General features: G+C 62.4%; 20 protein-coding genes and 1 riboswitch. Of the genes, 13 read left to right on the top strand and 7 right to left on the bottom strand.

What is annotated here, in order from left to right:
• Nucleotides 1-7 precede the first annotated feature (7 nt).
• Nucleotides 8-1447 carry a TolC family outer membrane protein gene (locus TU75_RS06400; protein ID WP_060548480.1) on the bottom strand — a complete coding sequence of 480 codons (1440 nt, stop codon included), beginning with the start codon at nt 1445-1447 and terminating at the stop codon, nt 8-10.
• Between the two features lie 195 nt (nt 1448-1642).
• A riboswitch (TPP riboswitch) is annotated at nt 1643-1748 on the top strand.
• Nucleotides 1749-1896: 148 nt separating this feature from the next.
• On the opposite strand from TU75_RS06400, the gene thiC reads away from it, so the two are divergent.
• Both thiC and cytX read left to right on the top strand, forming a co-directional pair.
• Nucleotides 1897-3801, top strand: coding sequence for a phosphomethylpyrimidine synthase ThiC (gene thiC / locus TU75_RS06405; protein WP_003236291.1), 1905 nt, complete (start codon nt 1897-1899; stop codon nt 3799-3801).
• 133 nt (nt 3802-3934) lie between these two features.
• A complete protein-coding gene (gene cytX / locus TU75_RS06410) occupies nt 3935-5224 on the top strand; it encodes a putative hydroxymethylpyrimidine transporter CytX (RefSeq protein ID WP_060548481.1) in 1290 nt (429 codons plus the stop codon).
• Here cytX and TU75_RS06415 read toward each other — a convergent pair.
• Nucleotides 5193-5939, bottom strand: a complete 747-nt coding sequence (locus TU75_RS06415; protein ID WP_060548482.1) for an RsiV family protein — start codon at nt 5937-5939, stop codon at nt 5193-5195. The genes cytX and TU75_RS06415 overlap by 32 nt on opposite strands.
• 193 nt (nt 5940-6132) lie before the next feature.
• Here TU75_RS06415 and TU75_RS06420 point away from each other — a divergent pair, with 193 nt between their 5' ends.
• The 8 genes from TU75_RS06420 (at nt 6133) to TU75_RS06455 (ending at nt 14952) form a co-directional block, all read left to right on the top strand.
• A complete protein-coding gene (locus TU75_RS06420; RefSeq protein WP_003236285.1) occupies nt 6133-6750 on the top strand; it encodes an NUDIX domain-containing protein in 618 nt (205 codons plus the stop codon).
• The gene (locus TU75_RS06425; protein ID WP_060548483.1) at nt 6741-7190 is read left to right on the top strand and encodes a DUF1249 domain-containing protein; all 450 of its coding nucleotides are present in this window, start codon (nt 6741-6743) and stop codon (nt 7188-7190) included. Before TU75_RS06420 ends, TU75_RS06425 begins: the two co-directional genes overlap by 10 nt.
• A 60-nt stretch (nt 7191-7250) precedes the next feature.
• Nucleotides 7251-8063: a 3',5'-cyclic-AMP phosphodiesterase gene (cpdA, locus tag TU75_RS06430; protein ID WP_003236283.1), complete on the top strand. Its 813-nt coding sequence runs from the start codon at nt 7251-7253 to the stop codon at nt 8061-8063.
• Between the two features lie 114 nt (nt 8064-8177).
• Nucleotides 8178-8786: a YqiA/YcfP family alpha/beta fold hydrolase gene (locus TU75_RS06435; RefSeq protein WP_003236281.1), complete on the top strand. Its 609-nt coding sequence runs from the start codon at nt 8178-8180 to the stop codon at nt 8784-8786.
• A 44-nt stretch (nt 8787-8830) separates the two neighbouring features.
• Nucleotides 8831-10735 (top strand): DNA topoisomerase IV subunit B, encoded by a 1905-nt coding sequence (parE, locus tag TU75_RS06440; protein WP_003236280.1) that lies wholly within the window; start codon nt 8831-8833, stop codon nt 10733-10735.
• Complete coding sequence (locus tag TU75_RS06445; RefSeq protein WP_060548484.1) at nt 10735-11730, top strand: esterase-like activity of phytase family protein; 996 nt, start codon at nt 10735-10737, stop codon at nt 11728-11730. Before parE ends, TU75_RS06445 begins: the two co-directional genes overlap by 1 nt.
• A 73-nt stretch (nt 11731-11803) precedes the next feature.
• Nucleotides 11804-14068, top strand: a complete 2265-nt coding sequence (parC, locus tag TU75_RS06450; RefSeq protein ID WP_003236276.1) for a DNA topoisomerase IV subunit A — start codon at nt 11804-11806, stop codon at nt 14066-14068.
• A 176-nt stretch (nt 14069-14244) separates the two neighbouring features.
• Nucleotides 14245-14952, top strand: a complete 708-nt coding sequence (locus TU75_RS06455) for a PqiC family protein (RefSeq protein ID WP_080627561.1) — start codon at nt 14245-14247, stop codon at nt 14950-14952.
• A gap of 207 nt (nt 14953-15159) precedes the next feature.
• Here TU75_RS06455 and TU75_RS06460 read toward each other — a convergent pair whose 3' ends face one another.
• A complete protein-coding gene (locus TU75_RS06460) occupies nt 15160-16692 on the bottom strand; it encodes an AhpA/YtjB family protein (protein WP_060548485.1) in 1533 nt (510 codons plus the stop codon).
• Nucleotides 16693-16825: 133 nt separating this feature from the next.
• Here TU75_RS06460 and serB point away from each other — a divergent pair, with 133 nt between their 5' ends.
• Nucleotides 16826-18040, top strand: coding sequence for a phosphoserine phosphatase SerB (gene serB / locus TU75_RS06465; protein WP_060548486.1), 1215 nt, complete (start codon nt 16826-16828; stop codon nt 18038-18040).
• Nucleotides 18041-18108: 68 nt separating this feature from the next.
• On the opposite strand, the gene asd is transcribed toward serB, so the two are convergent.
• The 3 genes from asd to TU75_RS06480 are packed head-to-tail and all read right to left on the bottom strand — an operon-like array spanning nt 18109 to nt 21394.
• The gene (gene asd / locus TU75_RS06470) at nt 18109-18969 is read right to left on the bottom strand and encodes an archaetidylserine decarboxylase (RefSeq protein WP_060548487.1); all 861 of its coding nucleotides are present in this window, start codon (nt 18967-18969) and stop codon (nt 18109-18111) included.
• A 16-nt stretch (nt 18970-18985) separates the two neighbouring features.
• Complete coding sequence (locus TU75_RS06475) at nt 18986-19801, bottom strand: rhodanese-like domain-containing protein (protein WP_003236266.1); 816 nt, start codon at nt 19799-19801, stop codon at nt 18986-18988.
• Nucleotides 19802-19858: 57 nt separating this feature from the next.
• Nucleotides 19859-21394, bottom strand: a complete 1536-nt coding sequence (locus TU75_RS06480; protein WP_060548552.1) for an HDOD domain-containing protein — start codon at nt 21392-21394, stop codon at nt 19859-19861.
• 166 nt (nt 21395-21560) lie between these two features.
• On the opposite strand from TU75_RS06480, the gene motA reads away from it, so the two are divergent.
• Both motA and motB read left to right on the top strand, forming a co-directional pair.
• On the top strand, nt 21561-22412 hold the full coding sequence (gene motA, locus TU75_RS06485; protein ID WP_003236261.1) for a flagellar motor stator protein MotA: 852 nt from the start codon (nt 21561-21563) through the stop codon (nt 22410-22412).
• A gap of 3 nt (nt 22413-22415) precedes the next feature.
• Nucleotides 22416-23432: a flagellar motor protein MotB gene (gene motB, locus TU75_RS06490; RefSeq protein ID WP_003236260.1), complete on the top strand. Its 1017-nt coding sequence runs from the start codon at nt 22416-22418 to the stop codon at nt 23430-23432.
• 215 nt (nt 23433-23647) lie between these two features.
• On the opposite strand, the gene rsgA is transcribed toward motB, so the two are convergent.
• Nucleotides 23648-24679: a small ribosomal subunit biogenesis GTPase RsgA gene (gene rsgA / locus TU75_RS06495; RefSeq protein ID WP_003236258.1), complete on the bottom strand. Its 1032-nt coding sequence runs from the start codon at nt 24677-24679 to the stop codon at nt 23648-23650.
• Nucleotides 24680-24721 lie beyond the last annotated feature (42 nt).

The following is a 24721-nucleotide window of genomic DNA, read 5'->3' on the forward strand; positions in this document are numbered from 1 at the left end:
AGGGTTGTCAGGACCCGGGGCGGGCCTTGAGCTGTTCGGCGGCGGCTTTGGCCAGGTCCGGTGGCAGGAAGTCGCGATCCGGGTTGTAGTCGGCCTTGAGGTAACGGGTCAGGTCCTGCAGGTCACCTGGGTTCAAGGTGCCGGCTGCCTGCTTCAATCGCAGATTGTCGAGAATGTAGTCATAGCGGCTGTTGTTGTAGTTGCGCACCGACGCATAGAGCTGGCGCTGCGAGTCCAGCACGTCGACGATATTGCGCGTCCCCACCTGGTAACCGATTTCCGTGGCTTCCACCGCGCTCTGGTTGGAGATGATCGACTGGCGGCGCGCCTGCACCTGCTCCACATCGGTGTTCACCGCGCGGTGCAGGTTGCGGGTGTTTTCCACCACCTGGCGGCGCAGGCCTTCGCGCTGTTGTTCGGACTGGTCCAGGCGCGAGTAGGACTCGCGTACCTGCGAACTGGTAAGGCCGCCGCTGTAGAGCGGGATATTCAGGCGCAGGCCGACGGTACGCTGGGACACGTCGCCGCCGTAAGGAATAGGCAATTGGTTCGGATTGCTGAAGCCCAGCGCGTCGTTGTCACCTTTTTCGTACTGCGCCACCGCATCGAGCGTGGGCAAGTGGCCGGCCTTGCGCTGGCGCAGGGTTTCTTCGGCGGCGGTGACGGCGTAGTTGCTGGCCAGCAGGTTGAGGTTCTGACGGCCGGCGGTTTCGACCCAGGCCTTGGCGTCGTTTGGCGCTGGCGGCAACACCGGCAGGCTGTGGACGATGCCCTGGATGGCGTTGTACTGGCGGTTGGTGAGGGTGATCAGCGCCTCGAAGGCATCGTCCACCTGGCGCTGGGCGAGGATGCGGTTGGCGCGCGCGGTGTCGTAGCTGGCCTGGGATTGCAACACGTCGGTCTTGTCCGACAGGCCCACGTCGAAGCGCTCGTTGGACTGGTCCAACTGACGCTTGAAGGCATTTTCTTCGGCCTTGGTCGAGGCCAGGTTGTCCTGGGCGCGCAGCACCGCGAAGTAGCTTTCGGCGCTTTGCAGAATCAGGTTCTGCTCGGTTGCCGAGAGTTGCAGCGAGGCCTGCTCGTTGACCGCATGGGCGGCCTGCAGCTGGAACCAGCGGTCGGCGCGAAACAGTGGCTGGCTCAACGTCGCGCGCCAGGAGTGGGCATCACGGTTGACAGTGGCCGCTGGCTGGTCGATCTGGGTGCGCACATTGTTGCTGTCGGCGCCGGCCGAGAGGTTGGGCAGCAAGCCGGCGCGGGCCTGGGGCACCACTTCCTTTTGCGCGCCATATTGAGCGCGAGCGGCGGCCAGGTCGGCGTTGTTGTTCATCGCCTCCTGGTAGACGCTGACCAGATCGGTATTGACGGACAAGGGCGCTTCAGCTGCCCAGACCAGTCCGTTGGTCGCACAAGACACGGCAAGGGCCAGTGAGAGTTTGCGCAGCATGAGGCGATCCCTGAATGAATATTACGCTGATAATTAATCGCCCAAGGCTACGGTGGCGCTTTTAGAGCGTCAAGCCTTGAGGCCGCTCTGGAGTGTAGTGGCGCGACCTCGGCACAACAATCCTGCAATTACGCCATTCATCACGCTTGACCCACCGTTATTGGCAATTTGCCCACGCCATGGTCTAGACTGGCCACGTTCTTGTCGGGGTGCCTTGTTGGAAGGCTGAGATCGGTAAATACCGGATCCCGTTGAACCTGATCAGGTTAACGCCTGCGTAGGGAACAAGATTTCTCGTCACCCGGCGAGTCCTCTTGTGCTTCGTCCGGGATGCTGTTCGACCATCGAACGCCCTCGTGCACAAAGCACAGCACTGCCATCAGTGCGTCCATCCGTCCCAGGTTCGCTCCGACAACAATCCACCGCCTGGATAAGTTGGAGAGCCCGTGATGAGTACCGAACTAAAAAGCCAAAAATCAAAAAATGCCGTGCACCTGAGTGAATCGGCCAAGGTCGACTCCGGCTCCGTGCAGCCGTTTACCCGCTCGCAAAAGATCTACGTGCAGGGCTCGCGCCCCGATATCCGCGTGCCCATGCGCCAGATCAGCCTGGACGTGACGCCCACCGAATTCGGCGGCGAAATCAACGCACCGGTGGTGGTCTACGACACGTCCGGCCCTTACACCGACCCCACTGTCATCATCGACGTGCGCAAAGGCCTGGCCGACGTGCGCTCGCCGTGGATCGAAGAACGTGGCGACACCGAGCGCCTGAGCTGCCTGAGTTCACGCTATGGCCAGGAGCGCCTGGATAACCCGGAGCTTGCCTACCTGCGCTTCGCCCACCTGCAGAACCCGCGCCGCGCCAAGGCCGGCGCCAACGTCAGCCAGATGCACTACGCGCGCAAAGGCATCATCACGCCGGAGATGGAATACGTCGCCATCCGCGAAAACATGAAGCTCGAAGAAGCCCGCGCGGCCGGACTGCTCAAGCAGCAGCACGCCGGGCACAGCTTTGGCGCGAGCATTCCGAAGATCATCACCCCTGAGTTCGTGCGCGAGGAAATCGCCCGCGGCCGCGCGATCATCCCGGCCAACATCAACCACACCGAACTGGAACCGATGATCATCGGCCGTAACTTCCTGGTGAAGATCAACGGCAATATCGGCAACAGCGCCCTCGGCTCGTCCATCGAGGAAGAAGTGGCGAAGATGACCTGGGGCATTCGCTGGGGTTCGGACAACATCATGGACTTGTCCACCGGCAAGCATATTCACGAAACCCGCGAGTGGATCATCCGCAACTCGCCGGTGCCGATCGGCACCGTACCGATCTATCAGGCCCTGGAAAAAGTCGACGGCATGGCCGAGGAGCTGACCTGGGAGCTGTTCCGCGACACCCTGATCGAACAGGCCGAGCAGGGCGTCGATTACTTCACCATCCACGCCGGCGTGCTGCTGCGCTATGTGCCGCTGACCGCCAACCGGGTCACCGGCATCGTCAGCCGGGGCGGGGCGATCATGGCCAAGTGGTGCCTGGCGCACCACAAGGAAAACTTCGCCTACACGCACTTCGAAGAAATCTGCGAAATCATGAAGGCCTACGACGTCAGCTTCTCCCTGGGCGACGGTCTGCGCCCGGGCTCGGTGGCCGACGCCAACGACGCCGCGCAATTCGGCGAGTTGGAAACCCTCGGCGAGCTGACCAAAATCGCCTGGAAGCACGACGTGCAAACCATGATCGAAGGCCCCGGCCACGTGCCGATGCAGCTGATCAAGGAGAACATGGACAAACAGCTCGAATGCTGCGACGAGGCACCGTTTTACACCCTGGGCCCGTTGACCACCGACATTGCGCCGGGCTACGACCACATCACGTCCGGCATCGGCGCGGCGATGATCGGCTGGTTCGGCTGCGCCATGCTCTGCTACGTCACGCCCAAGGAACACCTGGGCCTGCCGAACAAGGATGACGTGAAAACCGGGATCATCACCTACAAGATCGCGGCGCACGCGGCGGATTTGGCCAAGGGCCATCCGGGCGCGCAGATTCGCGACAACGCGTTGAGCAAGGCGCGCTTCGAGTTTCGCTGGGAAGACCAGTTCAACCTCGGCCTGGACCCGGACACCGCGCGGGCCTTCCATGACGAGACCTTGCCCAAGGAATCGGCCAAGGTCGCGCACTTCTGCTCGATGTGTGGACCGAAGTTCTGCTCGATGAAGGTGACTCACGAAGTGCGCGAGTACGCGGCCAACCAACGCATTGAAGCGGTGGATGTGGACGTGGCCAAAGGGTTGGCGGAGCAGGCGCAGCGGTTCAAACAGGAAGGCAGTCAGCTGTATAAAAAGGTCTGATTGGGATTATAGGTGTCTGTACCGGCCTCTTCGCGCGCGAGCCCGCTCCCACATTTGAAATGCATTCCAAATGTGGGAGCGGGCTCGCGAAAGCAGTCTTTCTAACAACCAGTGCCCCTCAGAGATAACACCCTTGAACATACAACCGAGTACTTACTCCCCGGATAACGCGGTGCCGAGCGACAACCGCGTCTTCGGTGCCCGCGACCTGTTTTCCCTGTGGTTCTCCCTCGGCATCGGCCTGATGGTCCTGCAGACCGGCGCCTTATTGGCGCCTGGCCTGGGCCTGTCGGGCTCATTGCTGGCGATCTTCCTCGGCACACTGGTCGGCGTGTTGCTGCTGGCTGCGGTCGGTGTGATCGGCAGCGACACCGGCCTGTCCGCGATGGCCGCGCTCAAGCTCAGCCTTGGCAGCAGGGGGGCGAGTCTGCCGGCGCTGCTCAACCTGTTGCAGTTGATCGGCTGGGGCTCCTTCGAAATCATCGTGATGCGCGACGCCGCCAGCCTGCTGGGCACGCGGGCATTCAGCGACGGCAGTGTGTTCGCCAGCCCGCTGCTGTGGACCCTGTTCTTCGGCGGCCTGGCGACGTTGCTGGCGGTGAGCGGCCCGTTGACCTTCGTGCGCCAGATCCTGCGCAAGTGGGGTATCTGGCTGCTGCTCGGCGCCTGTCTGTGGCTGACCTGGAACCTGCTTGCCAAGGCCGATCTTGCCGCACTCTGGGCTCGGCCTGGTGACGGCTCGCTGCCGTTTGCGGTGGGCTTTGATATCGCCATCGCCATGCCGTTGTCCTGGCTGCCGTTGATTGCCGATTACTCACGCTTCGGCAAACACGCGAAGAGCGTATTCGGTGGCACGGCGCTGGGGTTCTTTATCGGCAATGTCTGGCTGATGAGCCTGGGCGTGGCCTACACCCTGGCGTTCGCGCCGAGCGGTGAGGTGAATGCCTTGCTGTTGGCGCTGGCCGGGGCGGGTCTTGGCATTCCGCTGCTACTGATTCTGTTGGACGAGTCGGAAAACGCGTTTGCCGATATTCACTCGGCGGCGGTGTCCAGCGCGATGCTGGTGCGCTTGAAGGTCGAACACCTGGCGCTGGCCATCGGGGTGGTCTGCACCTTGATCGCCTGCGTCGCGCCGTTGGCCCAGTACCAGAACTTCCTGCTGCTGATCGGCTCGGTGTTTGCGCCGCTGTTTGGCGTGGTGCTAGTGGATCATTTCATCCTGCGCCGTCGCGGCCAGGGGGTGGTTGTCGGCCTGCGCTGGCCGGCATTGGTGGCCTGGCTGGGGGGCATCGCCACTTACCACCTGCTGGCCAACCTGTATCCGGACATAGGCGCGACCCTGCCGGCGCTGGTGCTGGCAGGTGCGTTGCAATTTGTCCTGGCTCGCGCCTTCAGCGGCGCGCAGGCACCAGCTCAGGCTTGAGGATGCCTTCCAGGCGCGAGTAGGGGATCTGCAACTCGACGTGGCCCAAGGCGTACGGCGCGATGGTGCTGGTGGGGTACTTGAGGATCACACCGCCGTAGGTCAGCGCCACGTTCGGGGTTTTCTGGAAGGGATACTTCTTCACGAACTCCGGCTCCAGGCTCAGGCGGGTGCTGATCAGCCAGCTGTTGTGCGCCACCTGGGCAGCTTTCCAGAAGGCCTCTTCCTTGCCGGGCAACAGCATGTCGGTGAGCGAGAGGGCCTTTTGCTGCTGGCGCGAATAGTTGATGAAGGCGCGGCCGGGCTCACCGTGGGTGGCACCCTGGTCCAGGTAGCTGGACAGCTCGATGATCACCAAGCCGTCATGCTGCTCGCGTACCTTGGCCTGCAAGTACATGCTGTTGCGCGGGGCGGCGGTCTTCAGGAACTGCTCGCGATAAGTGTCCAGGCTGGTCGGCAGCGGGTCGCTGGCGTTGGTTTGAGCCATCTCCAGCAGGTGCTGTTCGATCAGCGCGTCCAGCTTGGGCTCCTTGGCGAAATGTACGGTGTCGATATTCACCAGTGGGCAATCGGCGCTGGCGCACCCCGGCTTGCTTTGCTCGCTGGCGTCGCGGGTGGCTTCAAGAGGCGTGCGCCACGCGGGTTGGAACAGGCTCTGGCATGCGCCGAGGGTCAATGCGATACACGCCACGGAGGCGATTTTCAAGAGCGACATGTATGGTCTTCTTCCGTCGATAAGAGCGAAATTCGTGGAGCTTCGACTACCGGCAAGGCAGTCAGTTCGCCACTAAGCTGATTAGAGTGAGTTTGACGCCAGCCGTCTATCCCGGCAACTGGAAAGGGGCTGCATCCGAGGGCAGGAGCGCGTTAGGATGGCGCCCATTGCGCAGGCTTATCGAGGATGGGACATGACGGATATTGCGAAATCGACGCCGAGCACAATCGAAATCGTTCAGCGCGACAATGCTTATAAAGGCTTCTACAAACTCGACCGCGTGCAACTGCGCCACGAAAAATTCGATGGCGGCATGAGCCGAGTGATCAACCGCGAGGTGTTCGTGCGTCACGACGCAGTCTGCGTGCTGCCCTACGACCCGCAACGCGATGAAGTGGTGTTGATCGAGCAGTTCCGCGTCGGCGCCATGGGGCGCACCGATAACCCGTGGCTGGTGGAAATGGTCGCCGGGCTGATCGACAAGGACGAAGAGCCGGAGGAGGTTGCACACCGCGAAGCCGAGGAGGAAGCTGGGCTGACGTTCTCCGCGCTGTGGCCGATCACCAAATATTTTCCGTCGCCCGGTGGCAGTACCGAATTTGTGCACCTGTTCCTGGGTCGTTGCGACAGCGCGGGGGCCGGCGGCGTCCATGGATTGGAAGAAGAGGCAGAAGATATCCGCGTCACGGTGTGGGCGTTCGAAGATGCCCTGCAAGCCGTGCGCGACGGCAGAATTTCCAACGCAGCCAGCATTATCGCCCTGCAGTGGCTCGCGCTTAACCGCGCGGAAGTGAGGGGGTTATGGCAGTAAAGGCACGGGAACGCTATCGCGTTGACCTGATCGGGCTGCAAGCGGCCTGCGAGGCCAACTATGCGCGGCTGATGTGCCTGCTTCCCGACATGCGCCACGCCCCCGAGGCGCGGCGCATCGGGGTGACCCATGGCGACCAGATGCTCGGCGTGCTGGCCCTGGAAGTCATCGTCAACTGCCCCTACACCACCACCCTGCGGGTGCGCCAGGAGCACAGCCTGCCGTGGCTGCCGGTGCCGCAACTGGAAGTGCAGGTGTATCACGATGCGCGCATGGCCGAAGTGATCAGTGCCGAACATGCGCGGCGTTTTCGCAGCATCTATCCCTACCCGAATGTGTTCATGCACCAGCCCGATGAGAAAGCACAGCTCAATGTGTTCCTCGGCGAATGGTTGAGCCATTGCCTGGCCCTGGGCCATGAGTTCGAAGTGGTGCGCTAGACCGCGCTTGAGCATAATCGCCACCCATCTTCATTTACCGTGATTGCCAGGGAGAGCGCCTTGCCCCGCGTACCCACTGTGAACCCTGACGCTGCCTTGCTGGTGCAGTTGTCCGACAGCCATCTGTTTGCCGAGGGCGATGCCACCCTGCTGGGCATGAATACCCGTGACAGCCTGCACCGGGTGGTTGCCCTCGTGCGTGAGCAGCAGCCCTGTGTCGATCTGGTGTTGGCCACGGGAGATTTGTCCCAGGACGGCACGCTGGCGTCGTATCAGCAGTTTCGCGAGATGACCGCGCCGCTTGGCGCACCGACGCGCTGGATTCCCGGAAACCACGATGAACCGCAGGTCATGAGCGTGGCCGCCGTCAACAGCGACCTGCTGGAACCGGTAGTCGATGTCGGCAACTGGCGCATCACTCTGCTCGATTCCGCCGTGCCCGGCTCGGTGCCGGGCTACCTGGAGGACCAGCAACTGCAACTGCTGGCCCAGGCCTTGAGCGAGGCGCCTGATCAATATCATCTGGTGTGTTTTCACCATCATCCGGTGCCCATCGGCTGCGCGTGGATGGAGCCCATTGGTTTGCGCAATCCGGAAGCATTGTTTGCCGTGCTCGATCGCTTTCCCCAGGTCAGGGCGGTGCTGTGGGGGCATGTGCATCAGGAGATCGATCAAGTGCGCAACGGCGTGCGTCTGCTGGCATCGCCGTCCACCTGCATCCAGTTCGCGCCGGGCAGCGAGGATTTTGCGGTCAGCGAGCAGGCGCCGGGCTACCGTTGGCTGCGCCTGCATGCCGACGGGCGGTTGGAGACCGGGGTGGAGCGTGTCCCAGACTTTGCTTTTACTGTCGACTACGGCAGCAACGGCTATTAAAAGCTGCAAACACCAAACAAATGTGGGAGGGGGCTGGCTCCCGACATTCGATCCTCGTTTGCCCATATTCCCTGTAAACTGCGCCTCTTTGGCTGAGTCACGGAGAGCCCCGGCATGTCCGCTTCGATCTTGTATATCCACGGTTTCAACAGCGCGCCGGTTTCCAACAAGGCCAGCCAGCTGACGACCGTGATGGACAGCCTTGGCCTGGCCGACCAATTGCGCGTGCCGGCCCTGCATCACCATCCGCGCAAGGCGATTCCTCAATTGGAAGAGGCCATTGCGCAACTGGGGCGGCCATTGCTGGTCGGCAGCTCACTCGGCGGCTACTATGCAACCCATCTCGCGCAGCGCCATGGCCTCAAGGCGCTGCTGGTCAACCCTGCGGTCAGCCCTCATCGGATGTTCGACGGTTACCTGGGCACCCAGAAGAACCTCTATACCGATGAAACCTGGGAACTGACCCACGACCACGTCACGGCGCTGGCCGAACTGGAAGTGCCGGCGCCCCAGGACGCCGCGCGTTATCAGGTGTGGTTGCAGACCGGAGATGAAACCCTGGATTATCGCCTCGCCCAGCAGTACTACCGTGCCTGTGCCTTGCGCATCCAGGCCGGCGGCGACCATGGTTACCAGGGCTTTGCCCGACAATTGCCAGCCTTGCTCAGCTTTGCCGGCATTGGCGCAGATCAGTATCAATCCTTCGATTTCAGCGCATTGTGAAATCCCAGGGTACTTTTTAATCGCAAGACTCTAGACGAGACCCCATGGCCACTCCCAGCGCTAGCTCTTATAACGCAGACGCCATCGAAGTCCTCTCGGGCCTCGACCCGGTGCGCAAACGCCCCGGCATGTACACCGACACCAGTCGGCCGAACCACCTCGCCCAGGAAGTCATCGACAACAGCGTCGACGAAGCCTTGGCCGGGCACGCCAAATCGGTGCATGTGATTCTCCACGCTGACCATTCCCTTGAAGTGTCCGATGACGGCCGCGGCATGCCGGTGGACATTCACCCGGAAGAGGGCGTATCGGGCGTCGAGCTGATCCTCACCAAGCTGCACGCCGGCGGCAAGTTCTCCAACAAGAACTACCAGTTCTCCGGTGGCCTGCACGGCGTGGGTATTTCAGTGGTCAACGCCCTGTCCACGCAGGTCAGGGTCAAGGTCAAGCGTGACGGCAACGAGTACGAGATGACCTTTGCCGATGGCTACAAGGCCACCGACCTGCAAGTGGTCGGCACTGTCGGCAAGCGCAACACCGGCACCAGCGTGTACTTCGCGCCGGACCCCAAATACTTCGATTCGCCGAAATTTTCCATCAGTCGCCTCAAACACGTGCTCAAGGCCAAGGCCGTGCTGTGTCCGGGCCTGCTGGTCATCTTTGAAGACAAAGGCACCGGCGAAAAAGTCGAGTGGCATTACGAGGACGGCCTGCGTTCCTACCTCGAAGACTCCGTCAGCGACTTCGAACGTCTGCCCAACGAGCCATTCTGCGGCAGCCTGGCCGGTAATAAAGAAGCCGTCGACTGGGCGCTGCTGTGGCTGCCCGAAGGCGGCGACAGTGTGCAGGAAAGCTACGTCAACCTGATCCCCACGGCTCAGGGCGGCACCCACGTCAACGGGTTGCGTCAGGGTTTGCTGGATGCCATGCGCGAATTCTGCGAATACCGCAGTCTGCTGCCGCGCGGTGTGAAGCTGGCGCCGGAAGACGTGTGGGAGCGCATCGCATTCGTGCTGTCGATGAAAATGCAGGAGCCGCAGTTCTCCGGCCAGACCAAAGAGCGCCTGTCGTCCCGCGAGGCGGCGGCGTTTGTCTCCGGTGTGGTCAAGGACGCCTTCAGCCTGTGGCTCAATGCGCATCCGGAGCTGGGCCTGGCCCTGGCCGAACTGGCGATCAACAACGCCGGCCGTCGCCTCAAGGCGAGCAAGAAGGTCGAGCGCAAGCGCATCACCCAGGGCCCGGCACTGCCTGGCAAACTGGCCGACTGCGCCGGGCAGGACCCGATGCGCTCCGAGCTGTTCCTGGTCGAGGGTGACTCTGCCGGCGGTTCCGCCAAGCAGGCGCGGGACAAGGAGTTTCAGGCGATCCTGCCGTTGCGCGGCAAGATCCTCAACACTTGGGAAGTCGATGGCAGCGAAGTCCTGGCCAGCCAGGAAGTGCACAACATCGCCGTGGCCATCGGCGTTGACCCCGGCGCGGCGGACATGAGCCAGTTGCGCTACGGCAAGATCTGCATCCTCGCCGACGCTGACTCCGACGGCTTGCACATCGCCACCCTGCTGTGCGCGCTGTTCGTGCAGCACTTCCGCCCGCTGGTGGATGCCGGTCACGTTTACGTCGCCATGCCGCCGCTGTACCGCATTGACCTGGGCAAGGAGATTTTCTACGCCCTGGACGAAGCCGAGCGTGACGGCATCCTCGACCGCCTGGTGGCCGAGAAGAAACGCGGCAAGCCACAGGTCACGCGATTCAAGGGCCTGGGCGAAATGAACCCGCCGCAATTGCGCGAAACCACCATGGACCCCAACACCCGGCGCCTGGTGCAGTTGACCCTGGAAGATTTCGCCGGTACGTCGGAAATGATGGACATGCTGCTGGCCAAGAAACGCGCGCCGGATCGCAAAGCCTGGCTGGAATCCAAAGGCAACCTGGCCGAGGTGTTGGGCTGATGCGCACAGGCATCGTCCTGGCGATCCTGATGGTGAGCGCTCTGGTGGCCACCGACACAGTGGCCGCTCCCGTGGCGGAGCTCAAGCTGGTGTCCGAGCACGCCGTGGACGGCATGCGTGGCGGTAACCTGTCGGGCCTGGCGCTGTGCGGCAAGGATTTATGGACGGTGTCCGACCGCGACGATGAACAGATCTATCGCCTGGATATCAGCGCGCCGGTGTGGCAAGCCGAAACGGTAAAGATCGAGGTGCCACCGGTGCCCGAGTCCGGTTTGCCGTGGGGCTTGCGCTCGCGCACCACGGCGGCGTCGTTCATTCGCGGCGGCGACCTGGATTTTGAAGGCATCAGCTGCGATGCCGCAGGTAACCGTTACATCGTCAGCGAAGCCCATGCGGCGGTGCTGCAGGTGCCAGTGGACGGCGCGCCGCAGTGGCTGCAGATCGCTCCGCGCATGGTGCGCGAAGCACGGGCCAGCGGCATGTTGCTGCACTTCAATGCGCTGTTTGAAGGCCTGGCGGTAAACCCCGAGGGCAACCAGATCTGGCTCGCCGCCGAGCGCGAGCGGCGCGGGCTGATTTCCATCAAGCGCCCGCACAGCCTGTGGGATTGTGACGGTGCCTGCGTGTTGCTCAGCGAAGCCGGCCAGGAAGTTCAGCCGGCCCAGTTCACCAATGCGAAGGCGGTGTCGAGGGATTTTGCCGACCTGGCATTGTTCAAGGGCAAGCTGTTCACCCTTGAGCGTAATGCCTTCCAGATTTGCCGGCGTGACCCGGTCACGGCCAAGGTCGAGCTGTGCTGGTCGTTTGCCGACGAAACCCTCAAGCCTGAGCGGCGCTACGCCCAGCCCTATGGCCTGGCCGAAGCCCTGGTGATTGACGAAGACGGTGCCTGGTTGGGCATCGACAACAACTTCGGCCCGCGCGCCGATGGTGAAAAACGCCCGGTGGTCTACCGTTTTGCTGCCCCGGCCGGTGGCTGGAGTGCCCAGCCATGAACCACCAAACACTTGAATTGACCCGGCGCAGTGGTCTTGCCACCGCGCGTTACCAAACCATGATGAGGCCCGCATGAGTGACATCCTCGCAGACAGCTTAGATGGCGTAGAACGCCGATCGCTGGCTGACTTCACCGAAAATGCCTACCTCAACTACTCCATGTACGTGATCATGGACCGGGCCTTGCCGCATATCGGCGACGGCCTCAAGCCCGTGCAGCGGCGCATCATCTACGCCATGAGTGAGTTGGGCCTGGACGCCGATTCCAAGCACAAGAAGTCGGCGCGTACCGTCGGTGACGTGCTCGGCAAGTTCCACCCCCACGGCGACTCGGCGTGCTATGAAGCGATGGTGTTGATGGCCCAGCCATTCAGCTACCGCTACACGCTGGTGGACGGGCAGGGCAACTGGGGTGCGCCGGATGATCCCAAGTCCTTCGCGGCCATGCGTTATACCGAAGCGCGCTTGTCGCGTTATTCCGAAGTGCTGCTCAGCGAGTTGGGCCAGGGCACGGCGAACTGGGGGCCGAACTTTGACGGCACCCTCGACGAACCGCTGGTGTTGCCGGCACGTTTGCCGAATATCCTGCTCAATGGCACCACCGGCATCGCGGTCGGCATGGCCACTGACGTGCCGCCGCACAACCTGCGCGAAGTCGCCACCGCGTGCGTGCGCCTGCTCGACGAGCCCAAAGCCACGGTTGAGCAGCTGTGCGAGCATATCCAGGGCCCGGACTACCCGACCGAAGCGGAAATCATCACGCCGCGCGCCGACCTGCTGAAAATGTACGAGACCGGCAAGGGCTCTGTACGCATGCGCGCCGTATACCACATCGAAGATGGCGACATTATTGTCACCGCGCTGCCGCATCAGGTCTCCGGGGCCAAGGTGCTGGAGCAGATTGCCGCGCTGATGCAGGCCAAACCGTCGAAACTGCCGCAGGTGGCTGACCTGCGTGACGAGTCCGACCACGAAAACCCCTGCCGCATCGTGATCATCCCGACCAACAGCCGGGTCGACCACGAAGTGTTGATGCAGCATCTGTTCGCCAGCACCGACCTGGAGTCCAGCTACCGGGTCAACGTCAACATCATCGGCCTGGACGGCAAGCCGCAGTTGAAGAACCTGCGCAACCTGCTGGTGGAGTGGCTGGAGTTCCGCATCCAGACCGTGCGCCGCCGTCTGCAATTTCGCCTGGACAAGGTCGAGCGTCGCCTGCACCTGTTGGACGGTTTGCTGATTGCCTACCTCAACCTGGATGAAGTGATCCATATCATCCGTACCGCCGAGCACCCGAAAGCCGAGCTGATCGCGCGTTTCGAACTGAGCGAGATCCAGGCCGACTACATCCTCGACACCCGCTTGCGCCAGTTGGCGCGTCTGGAAGAAATGAAGCTGCGCGACGAACAGGATGCGCTGCTCAAGGAACAGGCCAAACTGCAAGCGCTGCTGGGCAGCGAAGCCAAGCTCAAGAAGCTGGTGCGCAGCGAGCTGATCAAGGACGCCGAAACCTATGGCGACGACCGCCGTTCGCCGATTGTCGAGCGCGCCGAGGCCAAAGCCCTGACAGAAACCGAGCTGTTGCCTAACGAGAAAATTACCGTCGTTCTGTCGGAAAAGGGTTGGGTTCGTTCGGCCAAGGGTCATGATATCGACGCGACCGGCCTGTCCTACAAGGCTGGCGATGGCTTCAAGACCGCTGCGGCCGGGCGTTCGAACCAGTTTGCGGTGTTTATCGACTCAACGGGACGCAGTTATTCGGTGCCGGCCCACACCTTGCCGTCTGCACGCGGGCAGGGCGAGCCGCTGACCGGGCGTCTGACGCCGCCGCCGGGGGCGAGTTTCGAGTGTGTGCTGCTGCCCGATGATGACTCGCTGTACGTGATCGCATCCGATGCCGGCTACGGTTTCGTGGTCAAGGGTGAAGACCTGCAGGCCAAGAACAAGGCGGGCAAAGCGCTGTTGAGCCTGCCGAACAACGCCAAGGTGATTCTGCCGCGTCCGGTGGACAATCGCGACAGCAACTGGCTGGCGTCGGTGACCACCGAGGGGCGTCTGTTGGTGTTCAAGATCAGCGATCTGCCGCAGTTGGGCAAAGGCAAGGGCAACAAGATCATTGGTATTCCAGGGGAGCGGGTGGCCAGTCGCGAAGAGTACGTAACCGACATCGCGGTAATCCCTGAAGGTTCTACCCTGGTGCTCCAGGCGGGCAAGCGCACGTTGTCGCTGCGCCCTGACGACCTTGAACACTACAAGGGGGAGCGGGGTCGCCGTGGCAACAAATTGCCACGTGGCTTCCAGCGTGTGGATGCTTTACTCGTGGAAACACCCGTTTAACGCGGTTTAGAGCCCTTGATCTAGGATTTAAGCGGTAGATCGGTGCTTTGGCGCTGGAGTCATGGCGCATATTCACGGATGATATGGCCTTTCCAGCGCCGGCGTGGCCGAGCGTGTTTAGGTTATTTTTAGTATTACATTGTGGTTCGCCTAGTGGCCGCCACCTGGATGGGATGATGACTGCTCCACGCCTTCCTCTATTTTTGATGCTCGCTGGCCTGTTGGGGCTGGCGGGTTGCAGCACGCACCAACCGGTGTCGCTGTACCAGCTGGACAGCGGAAGTCCGGCTCAGCCCGCACAAGCTGCTGGCATGGCTGTATTACTGGGTCCGGTGGTGGTCGCCGACTACCTGCAACGCGAGACCCTGCTGCAACGTCAGAACGACGGCAGCCTGCAAGGTTCCCTGGATGGTCGTTGGGCAGGCAGCCTGTCGTCCGACATCAACCAGTTGATGCTGCGCCAGGTGGCCGGTCATCTCGACAGCCAGCGCGTGGTGCTGGCGCCTGCGCCTACCGGCTTTACCCCGGATGTGCAGGTGCTGTTGACCATTACCCGGCTTGACTCCGGCGAATCGCAGCCGGCGATCCTCGATGCGCAGTGGCGCTTGATCGACCGCCGCGGTCAGGTGCGCGATAACCGTATCGTGCATCTGCAGGAACAACATGCTGGCACCACCGCGTCCCAGGTCCAGGCCCAGGGCGTGTTGTTGCAGCAATTGGCGCAGCAGTTGTCGGTGGCCCTCAAGCCGTTGGCCAACCAGCCGCCGATTGCCGAAGCCACGCGCAGGCAGGCCCCGGCACAGGCCAAGCCGGCCGCACCGGAAAAGCCGAAGATGCCGATGGCCACGCCGATTCGTACGGATATGGAAGTGTTCAGGTTCTGAGCCAACACCGCTCCAACAAAAAGGCCCGCTGAGTAAGCGGGCCTTTTGTTTGGCGAAGATTAAAGTTGGGTTGTAGATCACATGTGGGAGCGGGCTTGCTCGCGAACGCGGTGTCGCAGTCGCCTTGTGTATTGACTGTCACACCGCCTTCGCGAGCAAGCCCGCTCCCACAAAAGTCCCACTCTTTAGTGAACGCTGCCGTGGGGCTCAGGGCTTGTTGCGGGTCTCGTGCATTCGCGCCAATTGACGTTCCAGCATCGATGGGTACGGCTCCATCAACCGCTCCACGCAGCTGGCGCCCTCAGGGCTGGCGATCGGGCGAATGCGCGCGCGCTGGCGGATCAGCCCGTCTTCACTGATCTTGCGTTCCACCAGCAGCAGGTTGCGGCTGTGTTGAGACAGTGCCAGCGCATCCTGAGCGATTTCGGTCAGCAGCAGGTCGATCTGGCTCATGCCGAACAGATCGTCGCCGACGGTCAGGCCCAGCTGCAATTGCAGGGTGATGCCACTGTCGGCCACTTCGATCTGCAGTTCATGCCCCAGGGCGCGCAGCAGCTCACCGCAGCAAATGGCATTGGTCAGGTAGTCTTCGCCGCTGTCTTCGCTGTGGAACAGCATCAGCGTGCTGCCGTCGTTCAGGGTGTGCAGCTCGCTTTGGTACAGCGATGCGGCCTGGTCGAGGCAGTCGCGGTAGCGTTCCAGCAGTTCGGTCAGGCGCGCTCGGGGCAGGCGGCGCAGTTGCTCCTGGGAGCCCAGTTGTACGGCGAGAACGGCGCTGTGCTGCGGCTCGGTGTTTTTCACCACTGCCGCTTTTGGCGCCACCGCAGGGTTGGCAGCCGAGGTGTCGCGCAGATCAGCGAACGGGTCTTCGTCGTCCAGTTCGTCTTCCTGGGCCCGGATTACCTGGCGCGGTGCTGGCTTGGTGCTGGCGACCGGGGCGCTTTCGTCAAAACCGGGGTCGCGCAGGTCACGGACTTCAAACTCGGGTTCGTCGTCGTAATCGGTGTCGTCGTAATCGGGCTCGGGTTCAACCTCGGGCACCACCGGCTCCGGCGCAAAGCTGGCGTGAAGCTGGCGCGCAAGGTCGCCGATCTCATCCTGGCGGTCGGTGGCCGGGGTGTGCTCGTCGATATCGCGCAGCCAGATGCGCAGCTGCATCAATGGCGTGGAGATATGCCGCCCCAGACGCAGGCTCAAGGCCAACGCCAGTGCCAGCAGAATCGCGCTGAGGATGCCCATGCTTTGCAGGCTGATGGTCATCGGCTGCTGGAATTGCTGCATGTCCAGGCTGATTCGAAGCTGGCCGGCCTTCACATCCTGAAACGTGATATTGCTCTGGTACAGGCCTTCGGCTTCGCCCAGCAGGCCATTCTTCGGGCGCTGCCCGGCTTCGGCCATGATCCGGTTGTCCACGCTGTAAATGGCCGCGTGGGCCACCAGCGGGTTTTTGGTCAGGTTATTGAGCAGCACGTTGAGGCTGAGGATGTCATTGGACACCAACAGCTCGGTCGCCGAGGTGGCGGTCTGGGTCGTCAGGCTCTCGCCCAGGGCGTCAGCCTGCTCATGCATGGCCTGCTTGAACTGCAAGCCCATCACGCAGGCGTAGATCACCAGGGCCAGGGCGACCAGGATCACGTTATGGCTGGCGATGCGTAATGCTATCGGTACACGGCGATGGCGCAGTGCACGGAAGATCAGCAGGAAGAAGTTATCGGTTTTTACTGGCGTGGGCCGGTTCACTTGCGCTCGGCTCTTGGTCCGTGAAGTTGACGCGCAGTATAGCGACAGGCCCTGTACCGGCAAAGCGCTCGCTGTGCCCGATGGTCACTGAAAGTGGGTAGAATGCGGTTTTTTTCCAGCCTGGGGGTGCGCCTTGCGCGAAATTGTCCTGATAAACATCACCGGCGTTGACCGCCCGGGTCTCACCGCGGCCATTACCGGCGTTCTGGCCCAGGGTGGGGTGAACATTCTCGACATCGGCCAGGCTGTGATCCACGACACCCTGTCGTTCGGCATCCTGGTGGAAATTCCGGGCAAGGAACAGGCCGAGTCCCTGCGTACCGACATCCTGTCTGCCGCGCAAGAATGGGAGCAGCAGGTGCGTTTCACCGCGCTGTCCGAAGCGGACTACCAGCATTGGGTGGACGGCCAGCGCGACAAACGCCACATCGTGACGCTGCTGAGCCGCAAGGTCACGGCCGAGCAATTGCAGCGCGTCAGCGCGATCACCGCCCATCATGCCCTGAATATCGACCATATCGACCGTTTATCCCGACGCGTGCCTCTGGACATGCCGAGCGACCTGGGCAAGGGCTGCATCGAGTTTTCCGTACGCGGCGAACCGGCCGACCCGCAGGCCCTGCGCGCTGAGTTTCTCAGCGTGGCGCAGGAGCTGAATGTCGATATCGCCTTCCAGGAAGACTCGCTGTACCGTCGCAACCGCCGTTTGGCAGTGTTCGACATGGACTCCACGCTGATCGAGGCCGAAGTCATCGACGAACTGGCCAAAGCCGCCGGCGTGGGCGAACAGGTCTCGGCCATCACCGAGCGCGCCATGGCCGGCGAGCTGGATTTTCGCGCCAGCTTCAAGGAACGCCTGGCGTTGCTCAAAGGGCTGGATGTCAGCGTGCTGGATTCCATTGGCGCCTCGCTGCGCCTGACCGAAGGCGCGGAAATCCTGTTCGCCGAGCTCAAGCGACTGGGCTACAAGACCGCGATCCTGTCCGGCGGCTTCACCTACTTTGCCAAGCAATTGCAGGCCAAGCTGGGCATCGACTATGTGTTCGCCAATGAGCTGGAAGTGGTGGACGGCAAGGTGACCGGTGTGGCGGTTGAGCCTATTGTCGATGCTCAACGCAAGGCGGACCTGCTCAGGGAGTTGGCGCACAAGGAAGGCTTGCGATTGGAGCAGACCATTGCGGTGGGCGACGGCGCGAATGACTTGCCGATGCTGGCGATTGCCGGCCTGGGTGTGGCGTTCCGTGCCAAGCCGCTGGTTAAACAGTCGGCCAAACAGGCGATTTCGACATTGGGGCTGGATGGGGTGTTGTATCTACTGGGCGTTCGCGACCGCGACGGGCAGTTGTAACCCGTAATCAAAGAAATAACGCGGTCAATGTGGGAGCGAGCAAGCCCGCTCCCACATTTGGTTTTGCGTCAGGCTTTAGGCAAGGCGATACCTTGGCCCATCTGCACTGGCGTACCTGCCACCAGCTCTTCTGCCCACTTCACCTGATCCGGCCCGAACAGCACGATGGCGGTCGAACCCAGCTTGAAGCGGCCCAGTTCGGCACCTTTCTCCAGGTGAATCGGCGCGCGTGCAGCTTCGTCGTAACGGAAGGTTTTCAGCTCACGCTTTGGCGGCGTCACCAACCCGGCCCATACGGTTTCAATCGACGCCACAATCATCGCGCCCACCAGTACCACTGCCATCGGGCCGCGCTCTGTGTCGAAAATGCAGGCGACACGTTCGTTGCGCGCAAACAGCTCGGGCACGTTTTCGGCGGTGGTCTGGTTGACCGAGAAAATGCGCCCTGGAATGTAGATCATCTCGCGCAGGGTGCCGGCCAGTGGCATGTGCACGCGGTGATAGTCCTTCGGCGACAGGTACACGGTGGCGAAGTCACCGCCCATGAACGGCGCAGCCACGGCCGCATTACCGCCCAGCAGCTCCAGCACGCTGAAACTGTGGCCCTTGGCCTGGAAGACCCGGCCATGCTCGATCGGACCAAGCTGGCTGACCGCGCCGTCGGCCGGGCTCAGCACCGCGCCCGGCGTCTGGTCCAGTGGGCGCGCGCCGTCTTTCAAGGCGCGGGTGAAGAAGGCGTTGAAGTGCTCGTAAGCCGTCACGTCCTCCACCAGGGCCTGGGACATGTCCACCTGATAGCGCTTGGCGAACCAAGTGGTGAAGGCATTCTTGAACCAGCGCACACGACACTCGGCAATGCAGCCGGCCAGGCGCGACAGCAAGTGGTGTGGCAGCAAGTACTGGCTGAGGATAAACAACTGCTTTTTCATTAACTGTCCTTAAACCTTAAATCTCAACGGGGGTGTCGGGGTGGTTGCCCCATTCGCCCCAGGAACCGGCATAACCTTTGACTCGCGGATAACCGAGCGCCTTGGCCACGAGGTAGGTGAAGCCAGAGCGGTGGTGAGTCTGGCAGTGGGTGATGATTTCCTTGTCGCGGGTAAGCCCCAGGTCTTCGAGGACCTGCGGCATGTCGCGGCGGATGCGCAGGCTGCGCGCCTTGTCCATGCCGGCGGTCCATTCGAAATTGACTGCGCCGGGGATGTGGCCGCCCTTGGCTGCCAGTACCTTTTCGCCGGAGTACTCCAGCGGGCCCCTTGCGTCCCAGATGCCCAGGTCGGCGGCGCCGAGGCGGCTTTGCAGGTATTCGCGGGTGGCGATGGGGCCGTCGTGCAGTGTGAGGCTGACTGGACCGCCGGCGGGGGCGGGTACGTCGGTGGACAGCGGGTGTTTTTCTTCCAGCCAGGCCAGCAGGCCGCCGTCGAGGTAGTGGTACTTCTGGTGTCCGATCACGTCGAGCAGCCAGATGAAGCGCCCGGCCCAGCCGCCCCCTTCGTCATCGTAGACCACGTAGGTGGCGTCCGGGGTGTGGCCCAGCTCGCCGAACAGTGTTTCCAGGTCGGCTTTGTTCGGCAGCAGGCCCGGCGCCGGTGGCTGGCCCAGTTGGGTGCGCTTGGGATCAACGAAATGCGCGCCGGGGATATGCCCCTGGGCGTAGCGGGCGGCACTGGTGAGGTCCACCACAATCAGGTGCTCGGCATCCAGTTGACCAAGCAGGTCGCTGGATTCGATCACCAGCGGCAAGCCAGAGAAGTCAGGCATGTGAGGTCTCCTGGGCACAAAAGTGGGTGATAAAGGAGGGCGATTGTAGCGCAAGCATCAGGCGCTGCGGTTGGTAAAGCAGTGCAGGGCCTTCTCGATACATTGGGCGGTTTTGCCGAAGGCCTGCACGGTGGTTTCCGAAAACGGCCCGCCGCCCTGGTCGGCAATCATCAGCATGACCACCTTGCCATTGCAGCTCACCGAGCGCAGCAGCAGGTGTTCGCCGGCGAACAGGCGGCGCAGGATCGGCGGCAGCAAGGCCGAGAATTGCGCATGGTTATCGGGCGTGAGGCGCACCTGGGCGGACTTCTCCAGCAGGCGCTGCAGCAGCGTGCTGTTGACCACGTCCAGACTCAGGTTGGCTGCGTCTCGCGGCAGGCCGTCGACCTGGTGCACGCGCAAGGTGCTCTGGGCGCGATCCGTCATCAGCAGCATCACCCGTTGCATGCCGCTGGCCACCAGCGCGTCCTTGGCGCAGGTGGTCAGGTGCATCGCGTTGGCGAAGCGGCTCGGCTCCAGCAGCAACTCGGTGCAGTGCCTGCGCCACACGGCGAGCGCTTCGGCGGTGGGCGGTGGCGCCGGCAGCAGACCGCGATGAACCCTCTGCACATGCCACGGCCAGATCAGCGAGAGCGCCGGGTGCCAGAGGTCGGGCATCAGCGTCGTGCGGGCGCTGGTGACGGATTGCTGGTGAGCCTGTTGCTGCACGTCGGCCAGCGGCTGTTGCAGGTATAGCGCGGTGAGGTATTGCCAGCGCTCGGCGTGCGGGCAGGTCCAGGACTCCTGTGCCGACAGCGCCAGGCCATTGGCCAGCAACACGGTATTGGCCGGCTGGTTGAGCCAGCGACGCAGGTTGGGCTCGGCGTCGAGCAATTGCTGATGGCGCAGCGCGTCATCCTCGCGGGCAATGCGCAGGGCCTTGACCAGCAGGCGCTTCTCGTTGCGCAGCAGCGTATAACCCTGGGAGACCCAGACCGGCAGGTGCCAGGCTTCGGTCAGGCCCAGGCACAGGTCCAAAAGGCGCACGCCGAACACCTGTTGCTCGACGGCGCGGGCACTCTCGCCTTTATGGATAACCCGCAGTTCCCACTCTTCCAGCAGCTTGGGGTAGGCCACGGCCATCGGCCACAGCGGCGACAGAAAAAGCAGGCTGCCCCAATGAATGTCCTGCCACAGGCGCGCCAGACGGCTGGCGAACAAGCCGCTGGCCTGCTGGGACGCGTGTTGGCTCACCAGCAGCAATTGGCGCAAGGCCAGCGGGATTTCCTGGGCGGGCACCGAGGGCAGGCGCGCGAGCAGTTCTTCGGCGCGCTTGAGGCCCAGGCGGTTGAGCGCCACTTCGAGGTTTTCCGCCGGTTCCGTCATGCTGCCCTGGGTGTGGCTGTTGGCTTCGCGCATCACGCTGAGTACCAGCGCGGGGCTGTTTTGCATCAGTTCGGCAATATCTCGCAATGAACTGCGGCTGTCGCGAATGGCCTTGCACACGCGCTCATGGGCGGCCTGGGGCACGGGCAGCAGCACCTCGTCCAGGCGCTTGATCCAGGCGGCGAGGGTGGAGGGTTTGGCACTTGGGACGTTGGTTTCATTAGCCATCATTGGGGCGCGATCATCACTTGCGTTCAATACGCCCGGAACGGGCTGAGTTGGCTTTTCGCCTTAACGGGCTATAGTCTGGCGCAGTTTTGCCGATAAGTAGAACAAGAGTTTTCAGCTGCACCCACTATGTCCATGAACCCGACGGCGCAAGTACAGATCCCCTATGGCTAAAATTATCGGCATCATTGTCGTCATCGCAAGTGTGCTCGGTGGGTACGTCCTGTCCCACGGTAAAATTGCCGCCTTGATCCAGCCTTTCGAAGTGCTGATTATCGGCGGTGCCGCGTTTGGCGCATTTCTGCAGGCCAACCCCGGCTACATGACCATGCACGTGATCAAGAAATCGGTGGGCATGTTCGGCTCGCGCTTTTCTCACACCTTCTATCTGGACGTGCTGGGGCTGGTCTACGAGATCCTCAACAAGAGCCGTCGCGAAGGCATGATGGCTATCGAGGGCGACATCGAAGACGCCGCGGCCAGTCCGATTTTCGCCAAGTACCCGACAGTGCTCAAAGACGAGCGCCTGACCGCGTATATCTGTGATTACCTGCGCATCATGTCCTCTGGCAACATGGCTCCCCACGAGTTGGAAGGCCTGTTCGACATGGAACTGTTCAGCCTCAAGGAAGAGCTTGAGCATCCATCCCATGCCGTAACCGGTGTGGCTGACGGCATGCCCGGTTTCGGTATCGTGGCAGCGGTGCTCGGCATCGTGGTGACCATGGCCTCCCTCGGCGAAGGTGACCAGGCGGCCATCGGCATGCACGTGGGTGCGGCGCTGGTGGGCACCTTCTTCGGTATCCTGGCGGCGTATGGTTTCTTCGGCCCGCTTGCCACCTGCCTGGCCCACGATGCCAAGGAAGAGGTCAACCTGTACGAAGCCATCAAGGCCAGCCTGGTAGCGTCGGCATCCGGCATGCCGCCATCGCTGGCCGTGGAGTTCGGCCGCAAGGTGCTCTACCCCAAACATCGCCCGAGTTTCTCCGAGCTGGAGCAAGCGGTTCGCGGTCGCTAAGCCATGGAAAACAACCAGCCGATAATCATCAAGCGCGTCAAGCGCTTCGCTGCGGGGCACCATGGTGGCGCCTGGAAGATCGCCTTCGCCGACTTTGCCACGGCGATGATGGCGTTCTTCCTGGTGCTGTGGCTGATGTCCACCGCCACGCCGGAACAGAAGATCGCCATTGCCGGTTACTTCAAGGACCCGATTGGCTTCTCGGAAAGCGGTACGCCCTTTGTGATCGACCTGGGCGGTTCACCGCAGTTGGCGCCGGAACGCACCATCAATCCGGAGGTGCAGACCGAGTCGCCGCAGGACAAGATTCCCGTGGAGCGCGATACCGTCGAGAGCATGGCCGAACAGGTCGAGCAGGAGCGCCTCGAGTTGTTGCTGCAGGAATTGCAGAACAAGGTCGAAGAGAACCCTCAGTTGCTCAAGTTCAAGGATCAGATTTCGTTCGAGATCACCCCGGAAGGCCTGCGCATCCAGATCACCGACGCCGCCAACCGGCCGATGTTCGACTCCGGCAGCGCACGCCTGAAACCGTACTTTGAAGACATCCTGCTGGCCATGGCCGACACCATCAAGGCGGTGCCGAACAAGATCAGCATCAGTGGCCACACCGACGCCAAGCCCTACGCAGGGCAGGGTGACTTCGGCAACTGGGAGCTGTCGGCCAACCGCGCCAACGCCGCCCGGCGTGCGCTGGTCGCCGGCAGTTACCCCGACCCGCAAGTGGCGCGTGTGGTGGGGTTTGCCTCTTCGCAGCTGTTCGATAACAAGGACCCCTTCAATCCGGTCAACCGGCGCATCGATATTGTCGTGCTGACCAAAAAGGCCCAGCGCGCGATTGAAGGCGACCAGCCGCCACTGCCACCCGCCCAGGGTGAAGGCGCACCGGGCGAGGTGCCGACCGACCCGAATGCGATTCCGCCAGGGCAGGAGCCGTTGCCGGCCCATGAGCTGCGCCAGAAGCTGAACCTGTTCGATGATGGTGGGGTGAAGGATCCTACGGTGCCTGGGACGGGGTCGTAGGTGATTCTCACGTGCCGTATCAAGTAAAAAACGCTCCGATTGCTCGGGGCGTTTTTATTTGTGTTCAGAGGGGTAGATAAGCCTTGATGCCGCTGACGAAGCTGGCTTGCGTGTACCAGCCACCCAGTGGGTCCTGATCCTTGATGCCCACCCCTGTTAAAGCAATGGACCAGGGGGGGCACGGCTCATTTTATCTGTATCAAGAAAATGCCTGGTCAGTAACTGCTCTCAGGCAAGCTCGCAATAATCGACCGATAGCTGTTCATCCGCTGCTGTTGCACGCGCCCGTCTTCCAATGCCTTGAGCAACGCACACCCAGGTTCGCGGTCGTGTTTGCAGTCGCGGAAGCGGCAGGTGCCGATCAGGTCGTTGAACTCGATGAAACCCGCTTCCACATCGCTGCGGCTGACGTGGCCCAGGCCGAATTCACGAATGCCGGGGGAGTCGATCAACTCGCCGCCACCGGGGAAGTGAAACAGGCGCGCGGTGGTGGTGGTGTGGGTGCCCTGGCCGGACAGCTCCGACAGCGGGCCGACGCGGGTGTCGACTTCCGGCAGCAGGCTGTTGACCAGCGACGACTTGCCTACGCCAGACTGGCCGACAAACACGCTGATACGCCCGTCCAGCTGCTGTTGCAGCTGTTCCATGCCATCGCCGTGATGGGCCGACACTTCCAGCACCGGATAACCCAGTGTGCGGTACACCGCCAGCAGCGCATTGAGCGCCGGGGCATTCTGGTCGTCGATCAAGTCGAATTTGTTCAGCAGCAGCAGCGGGCGAATGCCGGCATGCTCGGCCGCGACCAGGTAGCGGTCGATCAGGTTGGCATGGGGCTCGGGCAGCGGGGCGAACACGATCACGATCATGTCGACGTTGGCCGCTACCGGCTTGAGCTGACCACGGCTGTCGGGGCGGCGCAGCTCGGTAGTGCGCGGCAGTTGCGCGACGATGACGCCGATGCCCTGGTTGCCGGCACGCCACACCACCTTGTCGCCGGTGACCAGCGCCGGCAGGTTGGCACGCAAGTGGCAGCGCGACACTGAGCCGGCGAGTTCGCCTTCCAGCGCCTCCACTTCGACCTGCACACCAAAGTGCGCGATCACCAGGCCCGTCTGTTCCGGGCCGAGGTCGCCGCCCTCAAGCGCTTCCACGGCGGAGGATTCACGTTTGGCGGCACGCGCAGCGCGTTCGCCTTGAATCTTTTCGATGCGCCAGTTTTGGCGACGGTTGAGCTGGCGTTTGGCCATTGGTGTTCCGTGTCGATAATGCAAAGATAGGGTAAAACGGTC

This window comes from Pseudomonas poae, assembly GCF_001439785.1.
Taxonomy (GTDB): domain Bacteria; phylum Pseudomonadota; class Gammaproteobacteria; order Pseudomonadales; family Pseudomonadaceae; genus Aquipseudomonas; species Aquipseudomonas poae.